Origin of the sequence: Alcanivorax jadensis T9, from assembly GCF_000756655.1 — a bacterium.
GTDB lineage: Bacteria > Pseudomonadota > Gammaproteobacteria > Pseudomonadales > Alcanivoracaceae > Alcanivorax > Alcanivorax jadensis.
This window is the reverse complement of the sequence record NZ_ARXU01000016.1, coordinates 25,910-41,560: the sequence shown is the minus strand read 5'-3', so window position 1 is coordinate 41,560 and position 15,651 is coordinate 25,910. Positions and strand designations below refer to the sequence as shown.

Below are 15,651 nucleotides of genomic sequence, written 5' to 3'. Positions count from 1 at the left end.
GCTCACAATAAGGAGAGCCTCATGCGCTATTTACGGGTGCTTGTTCTGCTGGCCATTCCCTGGCTAGCCCATGCCGATCCCCTTCCATTCTCGCCGGAGCAGGTCGGTGACGCAAAAGTGATTTACGTGGACTTCTGGGCCAGCTGGTGTGTGCCTTGCCGTCGTTCCTTTCCCTGGCTCAATCAAATGCAGGAAAAATATGGCGATCAGGGGTTTACGGTGATTGGTATCAATGTAGATCAGGAGAGGGCTGATGCCGAGCGATTCCTGGCCAGTTATCCAGCCCTATTTCCGTTGGTGTTTGATCCTCATGGCGAATTGGCTTCCCGATATCAACTAGAGGGAATGCCGAGCGCAGTGTTACTGGCGGCAAACGGAAGCGAGCTATCCAGGCATATCGGTTTTGTCGCCAAGCATAGCGACAAATACGAGAAGGAAATCGTCCGTCTGATGGAGTCTCAACAATGAAAACCCTATTTACCTTTACCGTACTGCTGGCTGCACTGGCTGGCTTGAGCGGTTGTCAAAATCTCGGCGTTCAGCCCTGGCAGAGGGACCTTATGGCCAAGCCGGTGATGACACCTGGCGCTGCTGACGGTCTGGATGATGCTTTGGATGATCACATCTATTTCAGCAAGGAAGCGTCCAGTGGTGGGCGCGGTTTTGGTGGTGGTGGCTGCGGCTGTAACTGAGGGAATGACAATGCAAAAGAAACTGGATGGAAAACAAATCGGTGTCGGAATTGCCGCTGCAACTTGCGCCTTGCTGGGGCAGCCTGCCCTGGCCCAGGGGGATGCGGATGCCTGGCAGTTCGACTCTGCCGTGCTTTATTATAGCGAGAAAGATCGAGTCACGGCGGTTGAGCCGGTGGTGCGCGGCAAGAAACAGTTTTCCGATGACAGCGAGCTGGAGCTCAAGCTGACACTGGATTCGTTGACCGGTGCTTCCCATAACGGGGCAATCAAATCAGACAAGCCGCAGACCTTTACGTCCCCGTCAGGCGGTCAGCAATACCAGGTCACTAACGAAGTGCCGCTGGATGACTCTTTCAAAGATACCCGGGTTGCTGCCAACATGCAGTATACGCGTCCGTTCAGCCGGACGTTACGCTGGACTGCAGGAATGAACTTTTCAAACGAGTATGACTTTACCTCCATGGGCCTTAATGCCGGCCTGTTGTGGGACCTGAACAACAAAAATACGACCCTGACTTTTGGTCTGGCCCATGAGGCGGACACCATTGATCCGGTAGGGGGTAGCCCGGTGGGGCTGACTTTCCAGAGTGATCAGCAGAAAACCGATGGTTCGGAAGACCGTTCAATCAATGATTTGCTGTTTGGTGTTACCCAGGTGATCAACCGTAACTGGTTGATGCAGCTAAATTACAACGTGTCGGTCTCGGATGGTTATCACACTGATCCCTACAAAATCGTCACTGTGGTTGGTGCCAATGGCGACCCGCTGGAAGCGGAGAGTTTTGGTGCGATGGACATTGGTGCCGGCGACGCCCAAATTTTCGAATTGCGGCCGGATTCACGCACCAAAAATGCGCTTTATTGGGAGAATCGCTATCACTTCAATCGTGATGTGCTGGCGGTGGGCTATCGTTTCATGTCGGACGATTGGGGCATTACGTCACATACTCTGGATGTGAAATATCGCTTTCAGTTCGACAATGGCTGGTTCCTGCAACCGCATGTGCGCTGGTATGACCAGGGGGAAGCCGATTTCTACCAGGAATCTGTTACTGCTGCGCAGGTGGGCTCTCTCGACGAAGTGTCGGCGGATTATCGCTTGGGCAATCTTACCGATACCACCTATGGGGTGAAGGTTGGCAAGCAGTGGAAGAACAACCAGCAGCTGAGCTTGCGCGTGGAAAGCTTCCAGCAGAGCGGTGACAGTGATGCCTCGGAATTGGATGCGCTGATTACGCAGGTCGGGTATACCTTCTATTGGTAATCGTTGCGATGGAGCCCGTATGAGCCAGGGCAGAGATATCATCATGGAACAGGATGGCCCTCTCTGGCGGGGCCGTTTTGCTGCCATGGCCAGCCCCTGCGAATGTCTGATTAGAGGTGTCAGCGAGAGCCTTGCCTGGCGGTCGATCCAATGTGTGGCCGAAGAGGTCTGGCGCATCGAGCACAAGTTTTCCCGCTATCGGGATGACAATTTGATGGCGACCATCAATAACGCCAGCGGGCAGTGGGTGGCCCTGGATGACGAGACGGCTCGTTTGCTGGATTTTGCCGATCAGTGTTGGCGACTCAGTGAGGGCGCCTTTGATATTACCTCGGGGGTGCTTCGCCGTGCTTGGCAGTTTGATGGCTCAGACTGTCTGCCCGAGCAGGCCCAGATCGATACCTTGCTGCCATTGGTGGGTTGGCAGAAAGTCGATCGGCGGGCTCATAGCATTCGTTTGCAGGCAGGGATGGAGCTGGATCTTGGTGGTATCGGTAAGGAGTACGCGGTTGATCGCGCTTTCAATCTGGCGGGACAGCTCTCTGAGGCGGATCTGCTGGTGAACTTTGGCGGCGATCTGGTGGGGCGGGCTTCGCAGGAACCCTGGTTGGTCGGCATGGAGGGCACCGCCAGGCCTCTGGCCGGGCGGTTGCAATTCACTACCGGAGCGCTGGCCACAAGCGGCGATAGTCGCCGTTTTTTACTGCGTGACGGGATTCGTTACAGTCATGTGCTGGATCCGCGCAGCGGCTGGCCTGTCTCCAGTGCTCCCCGTGCCGTCACCGTATTTGGACAACAGTGTACCCAGGCAGGACTGCTTTCAACTCTGGCTATTTTGCAGGGAAAAGATGCCGAGCGCCTGCTTGATGAAGCCGGTGCGCAATACTGGATTCAATGGGGGGACGATGCGCCTGCTACTGGTTGAGGACGACGCCCTGTTAGCTGATGGCTTGCAGCGTGCACTCCGTGCAGAAGGTTACACGGTGGATCACATTGATCGGGGTGATCTGGTGATGCCGGCACTGGAAGACGGCGGTTTTGCACTGGTGCTGCTAGATCTCGGCCTGCCTGGGCTGGAGGGCCTGGCTGCATTAAAAGCCTTGCGGCAACAGGATAAACAGATTCCGGTGATTATCATCAGTGCCAAAGATGCTCTGGAAGACCGCATCAGCGGGCTGGATAGCGGGGCAGATGACTACCTGGTGAAACCGTTTTCCTCTATGGAGCTGATCGCCCGGATTCGTGCACGACTACGCCGTCGGGAAGCCCCGGGAACGGAAACGCTAAAGATCGGTGAACTGGAAATCGATGCCGAGCGGTTCCTTGTGACACTTGGCGGCGAGCCGGTAAACCTGTCACGACGGGAAATGAGTGTGCTATTACAGCTGGTGCGCCATCGTGGTCGTGTTCTTACTCGTGACCAGCTTGAGCAGGGGCTGTATGGCTGGAACGAGGATGTGGAAAGCAATGCTTTGGAAGTACATATCCACCATTTACGTAAAAAGCTGGGGAGTGGTCTGATTCGTACGGTCAGGGGGGTGGGTTACAGCTTGGCGGGTGAGACGGGATGACTTTTTCCATTCGCCGTTTTTTGATCTTGTCCCTGCTGATGGTCATCGTTGGAGGTGGCCTGTTACAGGCTTTATTTGCCTACCGAACCCTTTATCACGAACTGGATGAGCAGTACGACGCGGAGCTGGTGCAAAGCGCCCATCTCTTGGCGGGTTTCTGGCGGGAGGGATATCCGCCAGATGCGTCTCTGTCGGTTTTGGATAATCAGGAGTCTCGCTACCTGCGTTATTTCATCTATCAGCTCTGGCAAGACGGCAACCTGGTCGCCGCCAGCGAGGGCTCTCCCGAGATGCCGTTGATCGCGCTGAATAGTCAGCCGCTGTATCAGGAAAAAAAAGGCTGGCATGCTTATTCGCTGCCTCTGGCCAATGAGCGCTGGCTGATCCTGGCGGAGAGTGATTATGCTCGTCACTCAATGGTCAGGAACGTGGCAGGTTCGTTGTTGGCGCCTTATCTGATCAGCGTGCCTTTCATCATGTTGCTGGTGTGGCTGGCCATACGTGTAGGCCTGTCGCCTCTATCGGATCTTGCTCGTTCAGTAAGCAGACGTTCACCGGATAACTTGACCCGGCTGTCCGATGGCAAAAAAGTGCGAGAGTTGGAGCCAGTGAAGGAGGCCATCAATCAATTATTAGAGCGCCTGGAAGCCGGTATTGAGCGAGAAAAGCGTTTTACTGCGGACGCGGCCCACGAATTGCGAACCCTGCTGATGGTATTGCAATTGCACGTGGAGAATGCGATCTCCTTGCCTGACCCTCAGCAGCGGGAAGCCTCTCTGCAGGCACTGAAGGAGGCGGTGGGGCGGGCTGAGCGCATGCTTGAGCAGCTTTTGGTGCTGGCCCGTCTGGATCCTGCTCTCGGGCCTCCTGAGAAGGGTGGCTGTGTCGACGTATTGAGAGTGGCGAGGGAAACACTGGCGTCCCTGGTGCCGGTGGCGGATCGTCTCCATCAGCAATTGGAGTTGTGTCTGGATACTTCCCTCTGGGTAGCTATTCCCGAGGAGGCGCTGCGATTGGTGTTGCGCAATCTGGTCGATAACGCCTGTCGCTATGCCGATCCTGGTATCGTTGGCGTGAACGCCGAGAAACAGGGCAATCACGTGCGCATAGCGATTTCTGACAGCGGTGAAGGTCTGAGCCAGGATCAGGGGCATCGCTATGGGGAACGTTTCAGCCGCGGTCACTCCGATAAGGATGGCGCGGGTTTGGGGCTGTCTATCGTCACCGGCATCCTGTCGCTCTATGGGGGAAGCCTGTCTTATCGTAAACGGTGTGCGGACTCTCCTGCAGCTGCTATCGTGTTACTCCCTGCCGCTACTGAAATGCCTGGGTTATAGTGGTGGTTCGTCGATCTTGGGAGTGATCATGAGTAACGAAAAATTCAGCGAAAAAATGGGTGACGCCATGCTCGACCCCCGCCATAACCGGATTTGGAAAGGGGTGCTGTGGTTGCTGGGGCTGCTACTGCTGGTGGATGTTCTGCTGAGCTGGTACTGGAGCCAGGAGCCTGATCTGCGTGAATTGCCCAGTCGCGAAAACGTGGTCGCCGGCGAAACCATTGCCCGTGAACTTATCTTCGTTTCTGACACCTTGCTGTCCAAGCCGGGAGGCTATCTCAGTAACGATATCCTGCCCCACCGTCTGTGGATGGATAACATGCCCGCCTGGGAGTACGGCGTACTGGTGCAGGTGCGTGATTTTACCCGGGTGCTACGTCGGGATATGAGTCGCTCCCAGTCCCAGAGTCAGGAAGACCGGGATCTGGCCATTGCCGAGCCCCAATTCAACTTTGATGCACAGAGCTGGGCTATGCCCGCCACGGAAAGTGAATACCGCCGGGGTATCAAGGCGCTGCAAAGCTATCTGGATCGCCTTACCGATGCCAACGAAGGCGACGGCAAATTTTATGCCCGAGCGGATAACCTCAACTACTGGCTCAACGAAGTGCAGAGCCGGCTGGGCTCCCTGAGCCTGAAATTGAGCCAGAGTGTGGGGCGCAGTGAGCTGAATATGGATGTGGGCAGTGCCGAGTCCGTTGCCAAGCCCGGTAATGAAGAAGACTTTGTGAAAACGCCCTGGTTGAAAATCGACGATGCGTTTTATGAAGCACGGGGCGCAACCTGGGCGTTGACCCAGTTGATGCGTGCTGCCGAGGTGGACTTCGCCGAAGTGCTACGGAAAAAGAACGCCACTGTCAGCTTTCGCCAGATGGTACGCGAGCTGGAAGCGACCCAGGAAACCCTGTGGAGTCCGCTGATTCTTAACGGCGATGGATTTGGCATGCTGGCTAACCATTCCCTGGTGATGGCCAATTATGTGTCCCGCGCCAATGCGGCACTGGTGGATCTGCGGAAACTGTTGCAGGAAGGGTGAGAAAGGCAATTGATAATGGATAATTGATAACGTCGCGAGCCAGTCTCTCGGATATCCTGAACGAAAGAGGCCGCGCCCAAGTCATTGGGCGCGGCCTCTTTGCTTTCTGATTATGACTGCGCCTGATCGCGCAGTTATCAATTACCCATTATCAACTATCAATTATTTTACGCCGCATTCTTTTCCTTGGGCTGAGGCAGGCTTGCCCGCCATTTTTCAATCAGCGCGCTGTTGTCATCATCCCAGGGGTGAAAGCCGGGTTTCAGGTAGCTGAACCAGGCTGGGATGATGCTGCTGATCACACCTTTGTAACCGAACCCTTTCCACAGCCCTTTGGCCAGGGTGAGTGGTTTACGGTGAACATTGTCCCGCTTGAGCATCTGCCAGGTGAAGTAGCTGGAGAAGCCGATCAGGTAGGCGGTGCTGGAGAGGAAGAGTCGCTGGCGCTCCAGATAGTTGCCGCTGACATCCGTGTACAAATCGTAGGCTACGGCCTTGTGTTCGGTTTCCTCGATAGCGTGCCACACCCACAGGTCACGGACTGCCGGGTCCATCTTTTGCAGCAACTCCGGGCGGCGCAGGATGGCGTCGGCAAGAATGGCGGTAAAGTGCTCCAGGCCTGCGGTAGCCGCCAGCTGCTGACGTTTGCTCATGTACTTGCGGGCACCGGCCAGCAGCTTGTTGGTGACGGCAAGCGCATGGGCAACGATGTCGTCGTACTTGCCGTCAGCAATCAGGTCGTTGAATGCCTGATGCTCCAGGGAGTGCATGGCCTCCTGGCCAATGAAGCCGGAAATATCCTTCTGGCGATCCTTGTCCTCTACCTTGTCCCGCAGGGCACGAACAGAATCCACAAAGAAACGCTCGCCATCCGGGAAGGTCAGCGACAGGATATTCAACAGATGGGTCAGCACCGGGTCGTTGTCGAACCAGTAGTCATCATGCTGTATGCCGTCGAAGGAAAATCCCATGCGACGCGGGATAATGGGCACAGAAGGGTGTTTCTTTTTTTTCACCAGCTTCAGATTCATCAGTGTCTCCTGGTACAAATGCCATTGATGACATCGTTCAATGACAACTACTATGCTCAGTCTTGCAATCAAGGTCTTGTCGTGGAGGGCCAACAAATGGTGAGTTCGGGCCGTCCCTGGGGAAGTGCCGGGATACCGGGTATTTACGTGGTGCTGCTCTATGACGTGCTGGCGGGCATGGGGCTGGATGCCTCGTCCTTGCTGGCGGGGCTGGGGGTGAGCCGCGACGAGTTACTGGCCCCGGACCGGCGGGTATCCATGTCCCTGGCCCAGACCGTGGCCGAGCGGGGGGTGGCCATGGTTGGCGAGCAGGGGTTGGGCTTCCGCTATGCCCGGGCCATGAGCATCACTCTGCATGGCCCGGTTGGCCTGCTGGCCTTGTCCAGTGCCAGTGCCCAGGATGCCCTGGATGCGGCCTGCCGCTTCCTCGGTCTGCGGGCGCCTTTTCTGGTGATTGACCAGTGTCGTCAGGGCGAATTGGCCCATGTGCAACTTCGCAGTACGGCTTCACTGGGCGTGGCCCATGATTTTGTTATTGAAGCGATGCTGGTGGGGCTGGCGTTCATGATCGAACAGTTGCTGGATGCACCGCCGGAAGGGTTGGAGATCCGCCGCCGGGGAAGTGCACCGGCCTATCTGTCGATACTTAAAAAAGAGGTGGGGGTGCCGGTTCTGTTCGATCAGGATGAGGATGCCCTGGTCTTTCCGCTGGCCGCCCTGGCTGCCCGCCCACGCTTGGCTGATCCGCAGGTGGCGGCGTTGGCAAGGGAGCAGTGTGAGCTGGAGTTCCGTCAGTGGCGTACCGAGGAAGACGGTGTCATGGCAGAGCGTATCCGCAGTGCCTTGCAGGATCGAACGGCGCCGTTGCCGTCCCTGGAGGCCATGGCGGAAAAGCTGTCAGTCTCCCCCCGCACTCTCAAGCGCCATCTGCAACAATCCGGGCTTAGCTATCGACAACTTCAGGATCAGGAGCGTTATCGCCAGGCGCAGCGTCTGCTGGCGAAGCCGGATAACAGCATCAGCGAGGTGGCTTATTCCTTGGGGTACAGTGATGTGGCCAACTTTTCCAAGGCATTCAAGCGCTGGAGTGGGGTCACGCCGCGGGCCTACCGGGAGCAGAGGTAGGAGCAGTTGCAAGTTGAAAGTTTCAAGTTACAACGCGCGATATCGTTAATAGTTACTAAAAACAAAGAGGCCGCGCCCAGAGCATGGGCGCGGCCTCTTTGTTTTCCGATGGAGTCACCGACAGGGCGGTTGCAACTTTCAACTTGAAACTTTCAACTGCCCTTTAGGCTTACCCTTTTTCGTAGGCTTCCACGGATTTCAGGATCTCGGCCTTGGCGGCTTCGGCGCCGTCCCAGCCATCGACCTTCACCCACTTGCCAGCTTCCAGCTCTTTATAGTGCTCGAAGAAGTGCTTGATTTGAGCCAGCAGCAGTTCAGGCAGATCGTTGATGTCTTTCACGTTGTCGTAGATCTTGGTCAGCTTGGTGTGCGGTACCGCCACCAGTTTGGCATCTTTACCGGCTTCGTCGGTCATGTTCAGGATGCCGACCGGACGACAGCGGATCACGGAACCGGGAACCACCGGGTAAGGGGTCACAACCAGCACGTCCAGCGGGTCGCCGTCTTCGGACAGAGTGTTGGGGATGTAGCCATAGTTGGCCGGGTAGAACATGGGGGTTGCCATGAAGCGGTCGACGAATACGGCGTTGCTGTCCTTGTCGATCTCGTACTTGATCGGGTCAGCGTTGGCCGGGATCTCGATGACCACGTAGATGTCTTCCGGAATCTCTTTCCCGGCGGGAACCTTAGCAAAATCCATGATCTATCCTTCTCAAACAGGGTTGGTGGTGGGCGCGGATTATAGCAATGCAGGGCGGTTCCGGCTAATGGCGGAAGGTCGTAGCCTAAGGACTAAGGATAATGGCTTTATGGTCAAGGAGTTAGGGAGCCCATGACGGGCTCCCTGGGGGCTCGGGCAGGCTTATTGGACCTCGCTCCAGCCGGGGTAGTTGCCTTCAAGCAGCCGCACCTTCTTGAAACCGGCGTCCTCCAGCACGGTGGCGGCGGCGCTGGCGCGGCGGCCGGATACGCAGTACAGCACGATTTCCTGCTTACGGTATTGCTTGAGCATATCCAAATGCTGGTCCATCTGTTTGGCCGGCACCATGATGGCGCCGGGAATATGCCCAGCCAGGTATTCGTCCTCATCACGGACATCAATGATGATGGGAGCCTTGTCGGCCTGCATGGCCTGTTTGAGCTCGTTGATGCTGATACTGTCGGCGGCCCATAGCGGCGCGGTGAGGGTGCTCAGTAGTACCAGTAAGCCCAGGCTGAAACGTTTCATCATTCTGACTCCTGTCGGGTTTGCCATTCCTGTAACTCGTCCCACAGCTTTTCCGTATCCCGCACCATGCTGGCAACAGAAGGCTTGGCTGCCCCTTGCTAGGGCGCGGCTGGCACATTCATACACGAACGCCTGTTTTGACAACTCGTCGAGTGTTTTGCTCACGGGTTCTCCTTTTTACTTTTTGACGCTACCACCGCTGTGGTCCCGAGAACAGTGACAGGTGCACGGCAGTGACTTTTGCCGTGTAAACGGCACAATATCCGCCATCTGTGCCGCCTTCTCAATAATCATTGTTTGTGCTTTGGCATCAGGGCAACCCCTACTCTTTCCCAGTTTCCGCCCCGGTCGAGTACACTATCCATCCAAGGTAAACTCGAACCCCAGATTCTGCCATGCCCCATTCCCATCCCATCGGTATCTTCGACTCCGGCATCGGCGGCCTTTCCGTGGCCGCGAAAGTCCGTGAGCTGCTGCCCGCCGACGATATCCTCTATGTGGCCGATTCCCGTCATGCGCCTTATGGTGACAAATCCGATGACTTTATTCTGGAGCGAATGAACACGGTGACGGATTTCCTGCTTGGGCAGGGGGCCAAAGCCGTGGTGGTGGCGTGTAATACGGCTACCACCTCCGCCATTGCGCAGCTACGGAGCACCTGGTCGGTGCCGATTATCGGCGTGGAGCCGGGGGTGAAGCCGGCGGTGCTGGCGACGCGTAGCGGGGTGGTGGGCGTGCTGGCCACGCCCAGAACCTTGCAGACCCATTCCTTCAGCGCTCTGGCGGCGCGGTTTTCCAGTACGGTGAGTATTGCGGTACAGCCCTGTCCGGATCTGGTGGGCCAGATTGAGGCGTTGCGTTTTGATGATGACAGCACTCTGGAACTGCTACATCGCTATATCGCACCGCTGTTGGAGAAGGGGGCAGATACCATTGTGCTGGGCTGCACCCATTACAACTATCTGGCTGGACGCATTGCCCGGGTGGCGGGACCGGATGTTCAAATTGTCAGTACCGAGTCGGCGGTGGCCCGGGAAGTGGTGCGGCGACTGAAGTGTGAGGGGTTGCTGGCGGATGCGGACAGCATCGGCAAAGAAGCGTTTCACACCAGCGGTGAAGTGGCAGTGTTTGGGCGTCAGATAGAATGCTTGTGGGGGGCGGGGAAGGCGGTGTATCCGCTATAAGCATAGACCAGCACATACAAAAACGCCCCGCGATGCGGGGCGTTTTTGTATCCGGGTGGGTTACACCTCGAACGCGTCGTTCAGCTTCTTGGCTACCGGGGCCAGTTTCAGCTTGGCGAATTGCGGCAGGCCGTCCTTGTATGGCGGGTAGGATTCGCCGCCGATCAGCGGGGCCAGATACTCGCGGGCGCCGGGGGTGATGCCAAAGCCATCCTTGGTGATGAATTTGCGCGGCATTTTCTTTTCCACGTTGGCCACTTTCTTCAGCGGCGCTTCACCGATGGTCCAGCTGTATTTCTTGGTTTTCTTGCGCTCGATGGTGGGCATCACCGCGTTTTTACCGGCTACGGCAAATTCCACGGCAGCGCGGCCCACGGCGTAGGCCTGCTCCACGTCGGTGGCGGAGGCAATGTGACGGGCGGCCCGTTGCAGGTAGTCGCTCACTGCCCAGTGGTATTTGTAGCCGAATTCGTCTTTGACCATCTGCGCAATCACCGGGGCCACGCCGCCGAGCTGCTTGTGGCCGAAGGCGTCGGTGTTGCCGGCGTCAGCCAGGAAGGTGCCGTCTTCGTAGCGGGCGCCTTCGGACACCACGATTACACAGTAGCCGACCTTCTCCACGGTGGCCTGTACCTTCTTCATGAAGGCGGCTTTGTCGAAGGCAATTTCCGGGAACAGAATCAGGTGCGGGGCGTCGTCGTTGTCGTCCTTGGCCAGGCCGGCAGCGGCGGCGATCCAGCCGGCGTGGCGGCCCATCACTTCCATGACGAACACCTTGGTGGAGGTGGCGCACATGCTGGCCACGTCCAGGGCCGCCTCGCGGCAGCTCACTGCGGTGTATTTGGCCACGGAGCCGAAGCCCGGGCTCACGTCGGTGAAGGGCAGGTCGTTATCCACGGTCTTGGGCACGTGGATGGCCTGGATCGGGTAGCCCATCTTCTCTGAGAGTTGGGACACTTTCAGGCAGGTGTCGGCGGAGTCACCACCGCCGTTGTAGAAGAAGTAGCCGATGTTGTGGGCCTTGAACACCTCGATCAGACGCTCGTACTCGCGCTGGGAGGTCTTCAGGTCTTTCAGCTTGTAGCGGCAGGAGCCGAAGGCGCCGCCGGGGGTGTGCTTGAGCGCGTCGATGGCGCTTTTGCTTTCTTTGCTGGTGTCGATCAGCTCCTCGGTGAGGGCGCCGATGATGCCGTTACGGCCGGCGTAGACCTTGCCGATCACATCCTTGTTTTCGCGGGCGGCTTCGATCACGCCGGCGGCGGAAGCATTGATGACAGCGGTAACACCGCCGGACTGAGCATAGAAAGCGTTTTTACGCGCCATGAGAGACCCCTTGATTCAATTTTCGTGCATTCTAGCGAAGGCGCCCATGAAACACACCCGGTGTTGTCGGACGAAAGGAAACAGCTGCTAGCTTCGAGCTTCTAGCTACAAGCGCACGTTTCAGCTCGTAGCTTATAGCTCGCGGCTAGTAGCTACTTCTCCCCGGCTCTGGAACAATAGCCCGCCGGAGGATCCATGACTGCATTGATGACTTTGTTCTGGCGGCTGGCCATATTTCGTGCCGGCCCCGAAAACGCTCCTTACTCGTCCAGCCTGCTGGGGCTGGTGTTGCTGGGCTGGTGTGCCCTGCAACTGCTGGTTGGCAGCTTGCAGACGGCGCTGCCGGTACTGGTGCTGCTAAGCAGCCAGCTCACCTCGATGACGGTGATTCTGGTCGGCATCTTTGTGCTGTTGGGGTTCAAGGGGCTGCAGAGCCGTTGGCTGCAGACCGCCCTGTCGCTGGTGGGCATCGATGTGGTGCTGACCCTGGTGACTCTGCCACTGCTGGCGATCAATGCGGGTGCGGAGCAGTCCCTGGGCTGGATCGAGGGGCTGTATCTGGTGCTGGTGAGCTGGCAGCTGGCAGCGCAGAGTTTTGTCTACCACCGAGCCATGAATGTGGGGCCGTTTCTGGGCCTGGGTATTGCCCTGACCCTGCTGGTGGCTGGCTATGCGGCGGTGGTGATGCTGGTGCCGGAAGTGGTGACGGTGACTCGCTGACCTGCCTCGATCACATGAATACACACCGAGGTCAGGCTGTTTGTCGTGACCTTGGACATTGCCAACATCGCCACCTTCCGTGTCTCCTGCCTGGTTATTCGCCGGTCGGTTCTTCAAGCCGGTCCAAGGCTGCGACCCGTCGCTGTTCGGTTTCAGCGAACAATCTGGCACGCAATTGCTCGAGCTGTTGCTGCTGGTCGTTGCCAGCCAGGCCGGATGTCAGAATTTGATCCCGCTGTGTCGCATAATCCTGATAGCGCTGTTGCCATTGCTGCCGTTCTCTGGCCAGAGACTGTAAGCGCAGCGCGGCCTCATCACCAAAGGTTTGCTGATGGTAGGCGAACCGGTCTGTGCTGCTTCCCCCTGTTTCCTTGATGGATCGCTCTGTGTCTTGCAGACGCTGAAGGGCTTGCTGTTGCCGGTACTGATCTGCCAAGTGGGCCGGCTGTGATGCATGCAGAGTCTGCATAGCTTGCTCCTTTTCCGCATTGCTCATATCACCGGTGAGGATGGCATGTCGCTGCAGGCTGAAATTGTCATAGCGATCTTCGTCGGCGAACAGGGCTGCGGCATCGGCGCCGAATAGCTCTTCACGCAATTGTCGGCGCTGGTTCAGCTTGTCGGTGATGTCGCTTGCGGTGCTGGCGGCAAAGTCGCCGCTGGCAAATCGCTGGCGGTAATCGTTGTAGCGACCCAGTAACGCGAGCAGATCACTGGCGGCACGGGGGCTGGCGTTCTCTTCAGCCCATTGCCGGATCAGATGGCGTATCTGCTCATCCGTCAGCTCCCCGCTCAGCGACAGGAAGTACTCGAGAATGGCCCGGGTACCGCTGTTCACGACCAGTTGCCCCTCGCCGTCCATGACCAGATCGGCAGGCACTGTGGTGCCGGCCAGGGAGGTGTTGGCCAGAGCCAGGGTGACCGGGCGTGAAGGCAGGGGTGTAGTGGGTCTATCAGTGCGGGCAGCTTGTGAGGGGGTGTCAGCCGCCGGGCGGGCTTCCCCATGCGCGGAGGCAGGCATCTGTTGCAGCCCCCAGAAACCTGCAGCGGCCAATAACCCGACAGAGGCCAGCAGGGTGAGATGGTGTTTCATAACGACTCTCCTGTTCCGGTTGGCCCGCAGGGCACCAGGCCCTGCGGGTCGGTTTTACAGGCCCGCGTTTCTGAGCCGGTTGGCGTGGTTGCGGTAGAGCGTCTTGGGGTCGGTTTCCCAGCCCATCAGACCAAACAGGTGGCGAATGGCATCCGCATGGTTGTGGCGGTAGTCGTGGCGGATGGGTTTGCCCAGGTACATGCCACACAGGGGCAGGATGCCGTCATGTTTGACACCTGAGGGGAAGGCAAACCGGGTGACGGTGACCATAATGCTATCGAACGGGTCGAGCAGGTTGGTGTGGACACCGGTGCCACCCCAAGACCAGTAGCGCACGCCGTTGACGCTATGTTGCCCGCTGGTGCCACAGGCATCGGTGGGCAGCGCCTGGGGGTAACGCTGGTTGAATTCGGCCATGCCTGCGGTGGTGGAGGCGGCCAGCACGGTACTGGCGGACTGGTTGTCCGGGTTGGGCCCGCCGGAGGAAAATTCCCATAGCGCCCCGAAAGCGCCGGCGATGCTGTCAGCCAGGTCTTCACCAATACCGCCTTCCGGTGTCAGGCCGCGAACCACATCGGCCAGGGCGGTGCCGCGGTTCTCACCGTGCACGGAGGTAACCGATGCCACCAGATCCGGCCGTACCGCCGCCACGTAGCGGGAAGTAGGGGCGCCCTGGGAGTGGGCGATCAGGTTCACTTTGTCGGCGCCGGTGACCGCCAGGTAGTTTTCGATCTGGACGATCAGCTCCTCGCCGCGGTATTCATTGCTTTGCAGGGCGCTGACGTTGCTTTCGTACACCTGGGCGCCATAGTCGCGCAGGTTGTCGGCTATGCCGTAGAAGTAGTCCACACCGAGGATGTCATCGAAGGCGATGATGCCGCCGACCAGCACGATCGGATAGCGGGTGTCGGCGTAGCTTGTGTCCTTGCCGAATGGCCACCAGGCGTGGGCCTGGGAGGTAGTAGCGAGCAGAGTCAGGGCTGCCAGCAGCCCGCGTAGTCGGATCGACATGGTTGTTCTCCTGTCTTGTTATTTGTAGGCCTTTCTCGGCCTTCATTGACAGCCGGCGCCAGGGCTGGGTGTTTTGTCGACGATTGGACTATAAGCAGGTTGGGTGGTAGTAACTTGTAGGAATTGGTGCCTCGTTTTGTCATAAACAGAAAAACTGTGATCCCGCTCGCGATTCTGTCGCGTGCTTGACGACTCGGAAAAAAACAACAATGACCTTGTCAGCGAAACCCGGTTTGCCTGCGTCTACGCTGTATCTGTGGCGGCAGCGAACGCTTTATCTGGGCCGGATTGAACGCCTGTCATCACACTCTCAGGGAGCGCATACGCTGCTGTTCGGGCTGGATGATGTGATTCCGCTGACGGTAGAGGGGCAGACCTTATCCGCGCGCTCCTACCTGATTCCGGCAGGGGCACTGTTCTCGGCGGAGTCGCTGGGTAAGCGTATCGCCTGCTGTTTTCTGGACCCGTTGGGCAAGGACCTGCTGTTTCATGCGCCGACGATGACCGCAGAGAAATGTGGCGTTTATCGGGATTCCATCCGGGAAGTCGATCAACTGGCAATGTTGCGGACTCTCCACGACGGTGCCACTGAAGCTGCCGAGGCCTATGCCCGACTGCGGGGGCTGGTCTTCCCCGGCGATAACGAGCCGGTGGCCGGTTTTGAACCGGATGCCAGGATTGCCCAGGTGGTTGAATTGATCCGCGCCGACCCGGCGGACAACCTGTCCAATGAGGCGCTGGCAGAACAGGTGGGGCTGTCCGGGGATCGTTTGCAGCGGCTGTTCAAGCAGACCACCGGTATCCCTATCCGCCGCTATCGTCTCTGGCACCGGCTGTTCGTCACCTCATCAATGATGGCCATGGGCAGCACGCTGACGGATGCGGCTTTGGCGGCAGGGTTTTCCGACTCCTCTCATCTGACCCATGTATTCAAGAGCATGCTCGGCATGAGCCCCTCGGCGGTGCTGCGCCGCTCCCGACAGGTGCGGATTCTGGTGGGAGGGGATCACTGATCCCTTCACCTGAAGGCCCC

General features: G+C 58.0%; 17 protein-coding genes. 11 read left to right on the top strand and 6 right to left on the bottom strand.

Annotated features, from left to right (window positions below):
• The first annotated feature begins 21 nt into the window (after positions 1–21).
• The 7 genes from T9A_RS15400 to T9A_RS15370 are packed head-to-tail and all read left to right on the top strand — an operon-like array spanning position 22 to position 5,903.
• Positions 22–468 (top strand): TlpA family protein disulfide reductase, encoded by a 447-nt coding sequence (locus T9A_RS15400; protein ID WP_035250179.1) that lies wholly within the window; start codon positions 22–24, stop codon positions 466–468.
• Complete coding sequence (locus T9A_RS15395; protein ID WP_035250177.1) at positions 465–692, top strand: DUF4266 domain-containing protein; 228 nt, start codon at positions 465–467, stop codon at positions 690–692. Before T9A_RS15400 ends, T9A_RS15395 begins: the two co-directional genes overlap by 4 nt.
• Positions 693–702: 10 nt before the next feature.
• Positions 703–1,959: a DUF3570 domain-containing protein gene (locus T9A_RS15390; protein ID WP_052043092.1), complete on the top strand. Its 1,257-nt coding sequence runs from the start codon at positions 703–705 to the stop codon at positions 1,957–1,959.
• Between the two features lie 19 nt (positions 1,960–1,978).
• A complete protein-coding gene (locus tag T9A_RS15385; RefSeq protein ID WP_035250174.1) occupies positions 1,979–2,884 on the top strand; it encodes an FAD:protein FMN transferase in 906 nt (301 codons plus the stop codon).
• Positions 2,865–3,530 carry a response regulator gene (locus T9A_RS15380; RefSeq protein ID WP_035250173.1) on the top strand — a complete coding sequence of 222 codons (666 nt, stop codon included), beginning with the start codon at positions 2,865–2,867 and terminating at the stop codon, positions 3,528–3,530. The genes T9A_RS15385 and T9A_RS15380 overlap by 20 nt, the downstream gene beginning before the upstream one ends.
• Positions 3,527–4,867 (top strand): ATP-binding protein, encoded by a 1,341-nt coding sequence (locus T9A_RS15375; protein ID WP_035250171.1) that lies wholly within the window; start codon positions 3,527–3,529, stop codon positions 4,865–4,867. Before T9A_RS15380 ends, T9A_RS15375 begins: the two co-directional genes overlap by 4 nt.
• 28 nt (positions 4,868–4,895) lie before the next feature.
• Positions 4,896–5,903, top strand: a complete 1,008-nt coding sequence (locus T9A_RS15370; RefSeq protein WP_035250169.1) for a DUF2333 family protein — start codon at positions 4,896–4,898, stop codon at positions 5,901–5,903.
• A 167-nt stretch (positions 5,904–6,070) separates the two neighbouring features.
• Here T9A_RS15370 and T9A_RS15365 read toward each other — a convergent pair whose 3' ends face one another.
• Positions 6,071–6,934 (bottom strand): metal-dependent hydrolase, encoded by an 864-nt coding sequence (locus T9A_RS15365; RefSeq protein ID WP_035250167.1) that lies wholly within the window; start codon positions 6,932–6,934, stop codon positions 6,071–6,073.
• A 96-nt stretch (positions 6,935–7,030) separates the two neighbouring features.
• Between T9A_RS15365 and T9A_RS15360 the strand changes: the two genes are divergently transcribed.
• Positions 7,031–8,059: a helix-turn-helix domain-containing protein gene (locus T9A_RS15360; RefSeq protein ID WP_035250165.1), complete on the top strand. Its 1,029-nt coding sequence runs from the start codon at positions 7,031–7,033 to the stop codon at positions 8,057–8,059.
• 169 nt (positions 8,060–8,228) lie between these two features.
• On the opposite strand, the gene ppa is transcribed toward T9A_RS15360, so the two are convergent.
• Complete coding sequence (gene ppa / locus T9A_RS15355) at positions 8,229–8,759, bottom strand: inorganic diphosphatase (protein ID WP_035250163.1); 531 nt, start codon at positions 8,757–8,759, stop codon at positions 8,229–8,231.
• A gap of 162 nt (positions 8,760–8,921) precedes the next feature.
• Positions 8,922–9,290: a rhodanese-like domain-containing protein gene (locus T9A_RS15350; protein ID WP_232222147.1), complete on the bottom strand. Its 369-nt coding sequence runs from the start codon at positions 9,288–9,290 to the stop codon at positions 8,922–8,924.
• 392 nt (positions 9,291–9,682) lie between these two features.
• Between T9A_RS15350 and murI the strand changes: the two genes are divergently transcribed.
• Complete coding sequence (murI, locus tag T9A_RS15345; protein WP_035250161.1) at positions 9,683–10,471, top strand: glutamate racemase; 789 nt, start codon at positions 9,683–9,685, stop codon at positions 10,469–10,471.
• Between the two features lie 60 nt (positions 10,472–10,531).
• Here murI and T9A_RS15340 read toward each other — a convergent pair whose 3' ends face one another.
• Complete coding sequence (locus T9A_RS15340; RefSeq protein ID WP_035250159.1) at positions 10,532–11,794, bottom strand: 6-phosphofructokinase; 1,263 nt, start codon at positions 11,792–11,794, stop codon at positions 10,532–10,534.
• A 195-nt stretch (positions 11,795–11,989) separates the two neighbouring features.
• On the opposite strand from T9A_RS15340, the gene T9A_RS15335 reads away from it, so the two are divergent.
• A complete protein-coding gene (locus tag T9A_RS15335) occupies positions 11,990–12,514 on the top strand; it encodes a hypothetical protein (RefSeq protein WP_035250157.1) in 525 nt (174 codons plus the stop codon).
• 94 nt (positions 12,515–12,608) lie between these two features.
• Here the strand turns inward: T9A_RS15335 and T9A_RS15330 are convergent, their stop codons facing one another.
• Positions 12,609–13,607 carry a lipase secretion chaperone gene (locus T9A_RS15330; protein ID WP_035250155.1) on the bottom strand — a complete coding sequence of 333 codons (999 nt, stop codon included), beginning with the start codon at positions 13,605–13,607 and terminating at the stop codon, positions 12,609–12,611.
• 54 nt (positions 13,608–13,661) lie between these two features.
• Positions 13,662–14,618, bottom strand: coding sequence for an esterase/lipase family protein (locus tag T9A_RS15325; protein WP_035250153.1), 957 nt, complete (start codon positions 14,616–14,618; stop codon positions 13,662–13,664).
• 209 nt (positions 14,619–14,827) lie between these two features.
• On the opposite strand from T9A_RS15325, the gene T9A_RS15320 reads away from it, so the two are divergent.
• On the top strand, positions 14,828–15,631 hold the full coding sequence (locus tag T9A_RS15320; RefSeq protein WP_035250152.1) for a helix-turn-helix domain-containing protein: 804 nt from the start codon (positions 14,828–14,830) through the stop codon (positions 15,629–15,631).
• Positions 15,632–15,651: the final 20 nt, after the last annotated feature.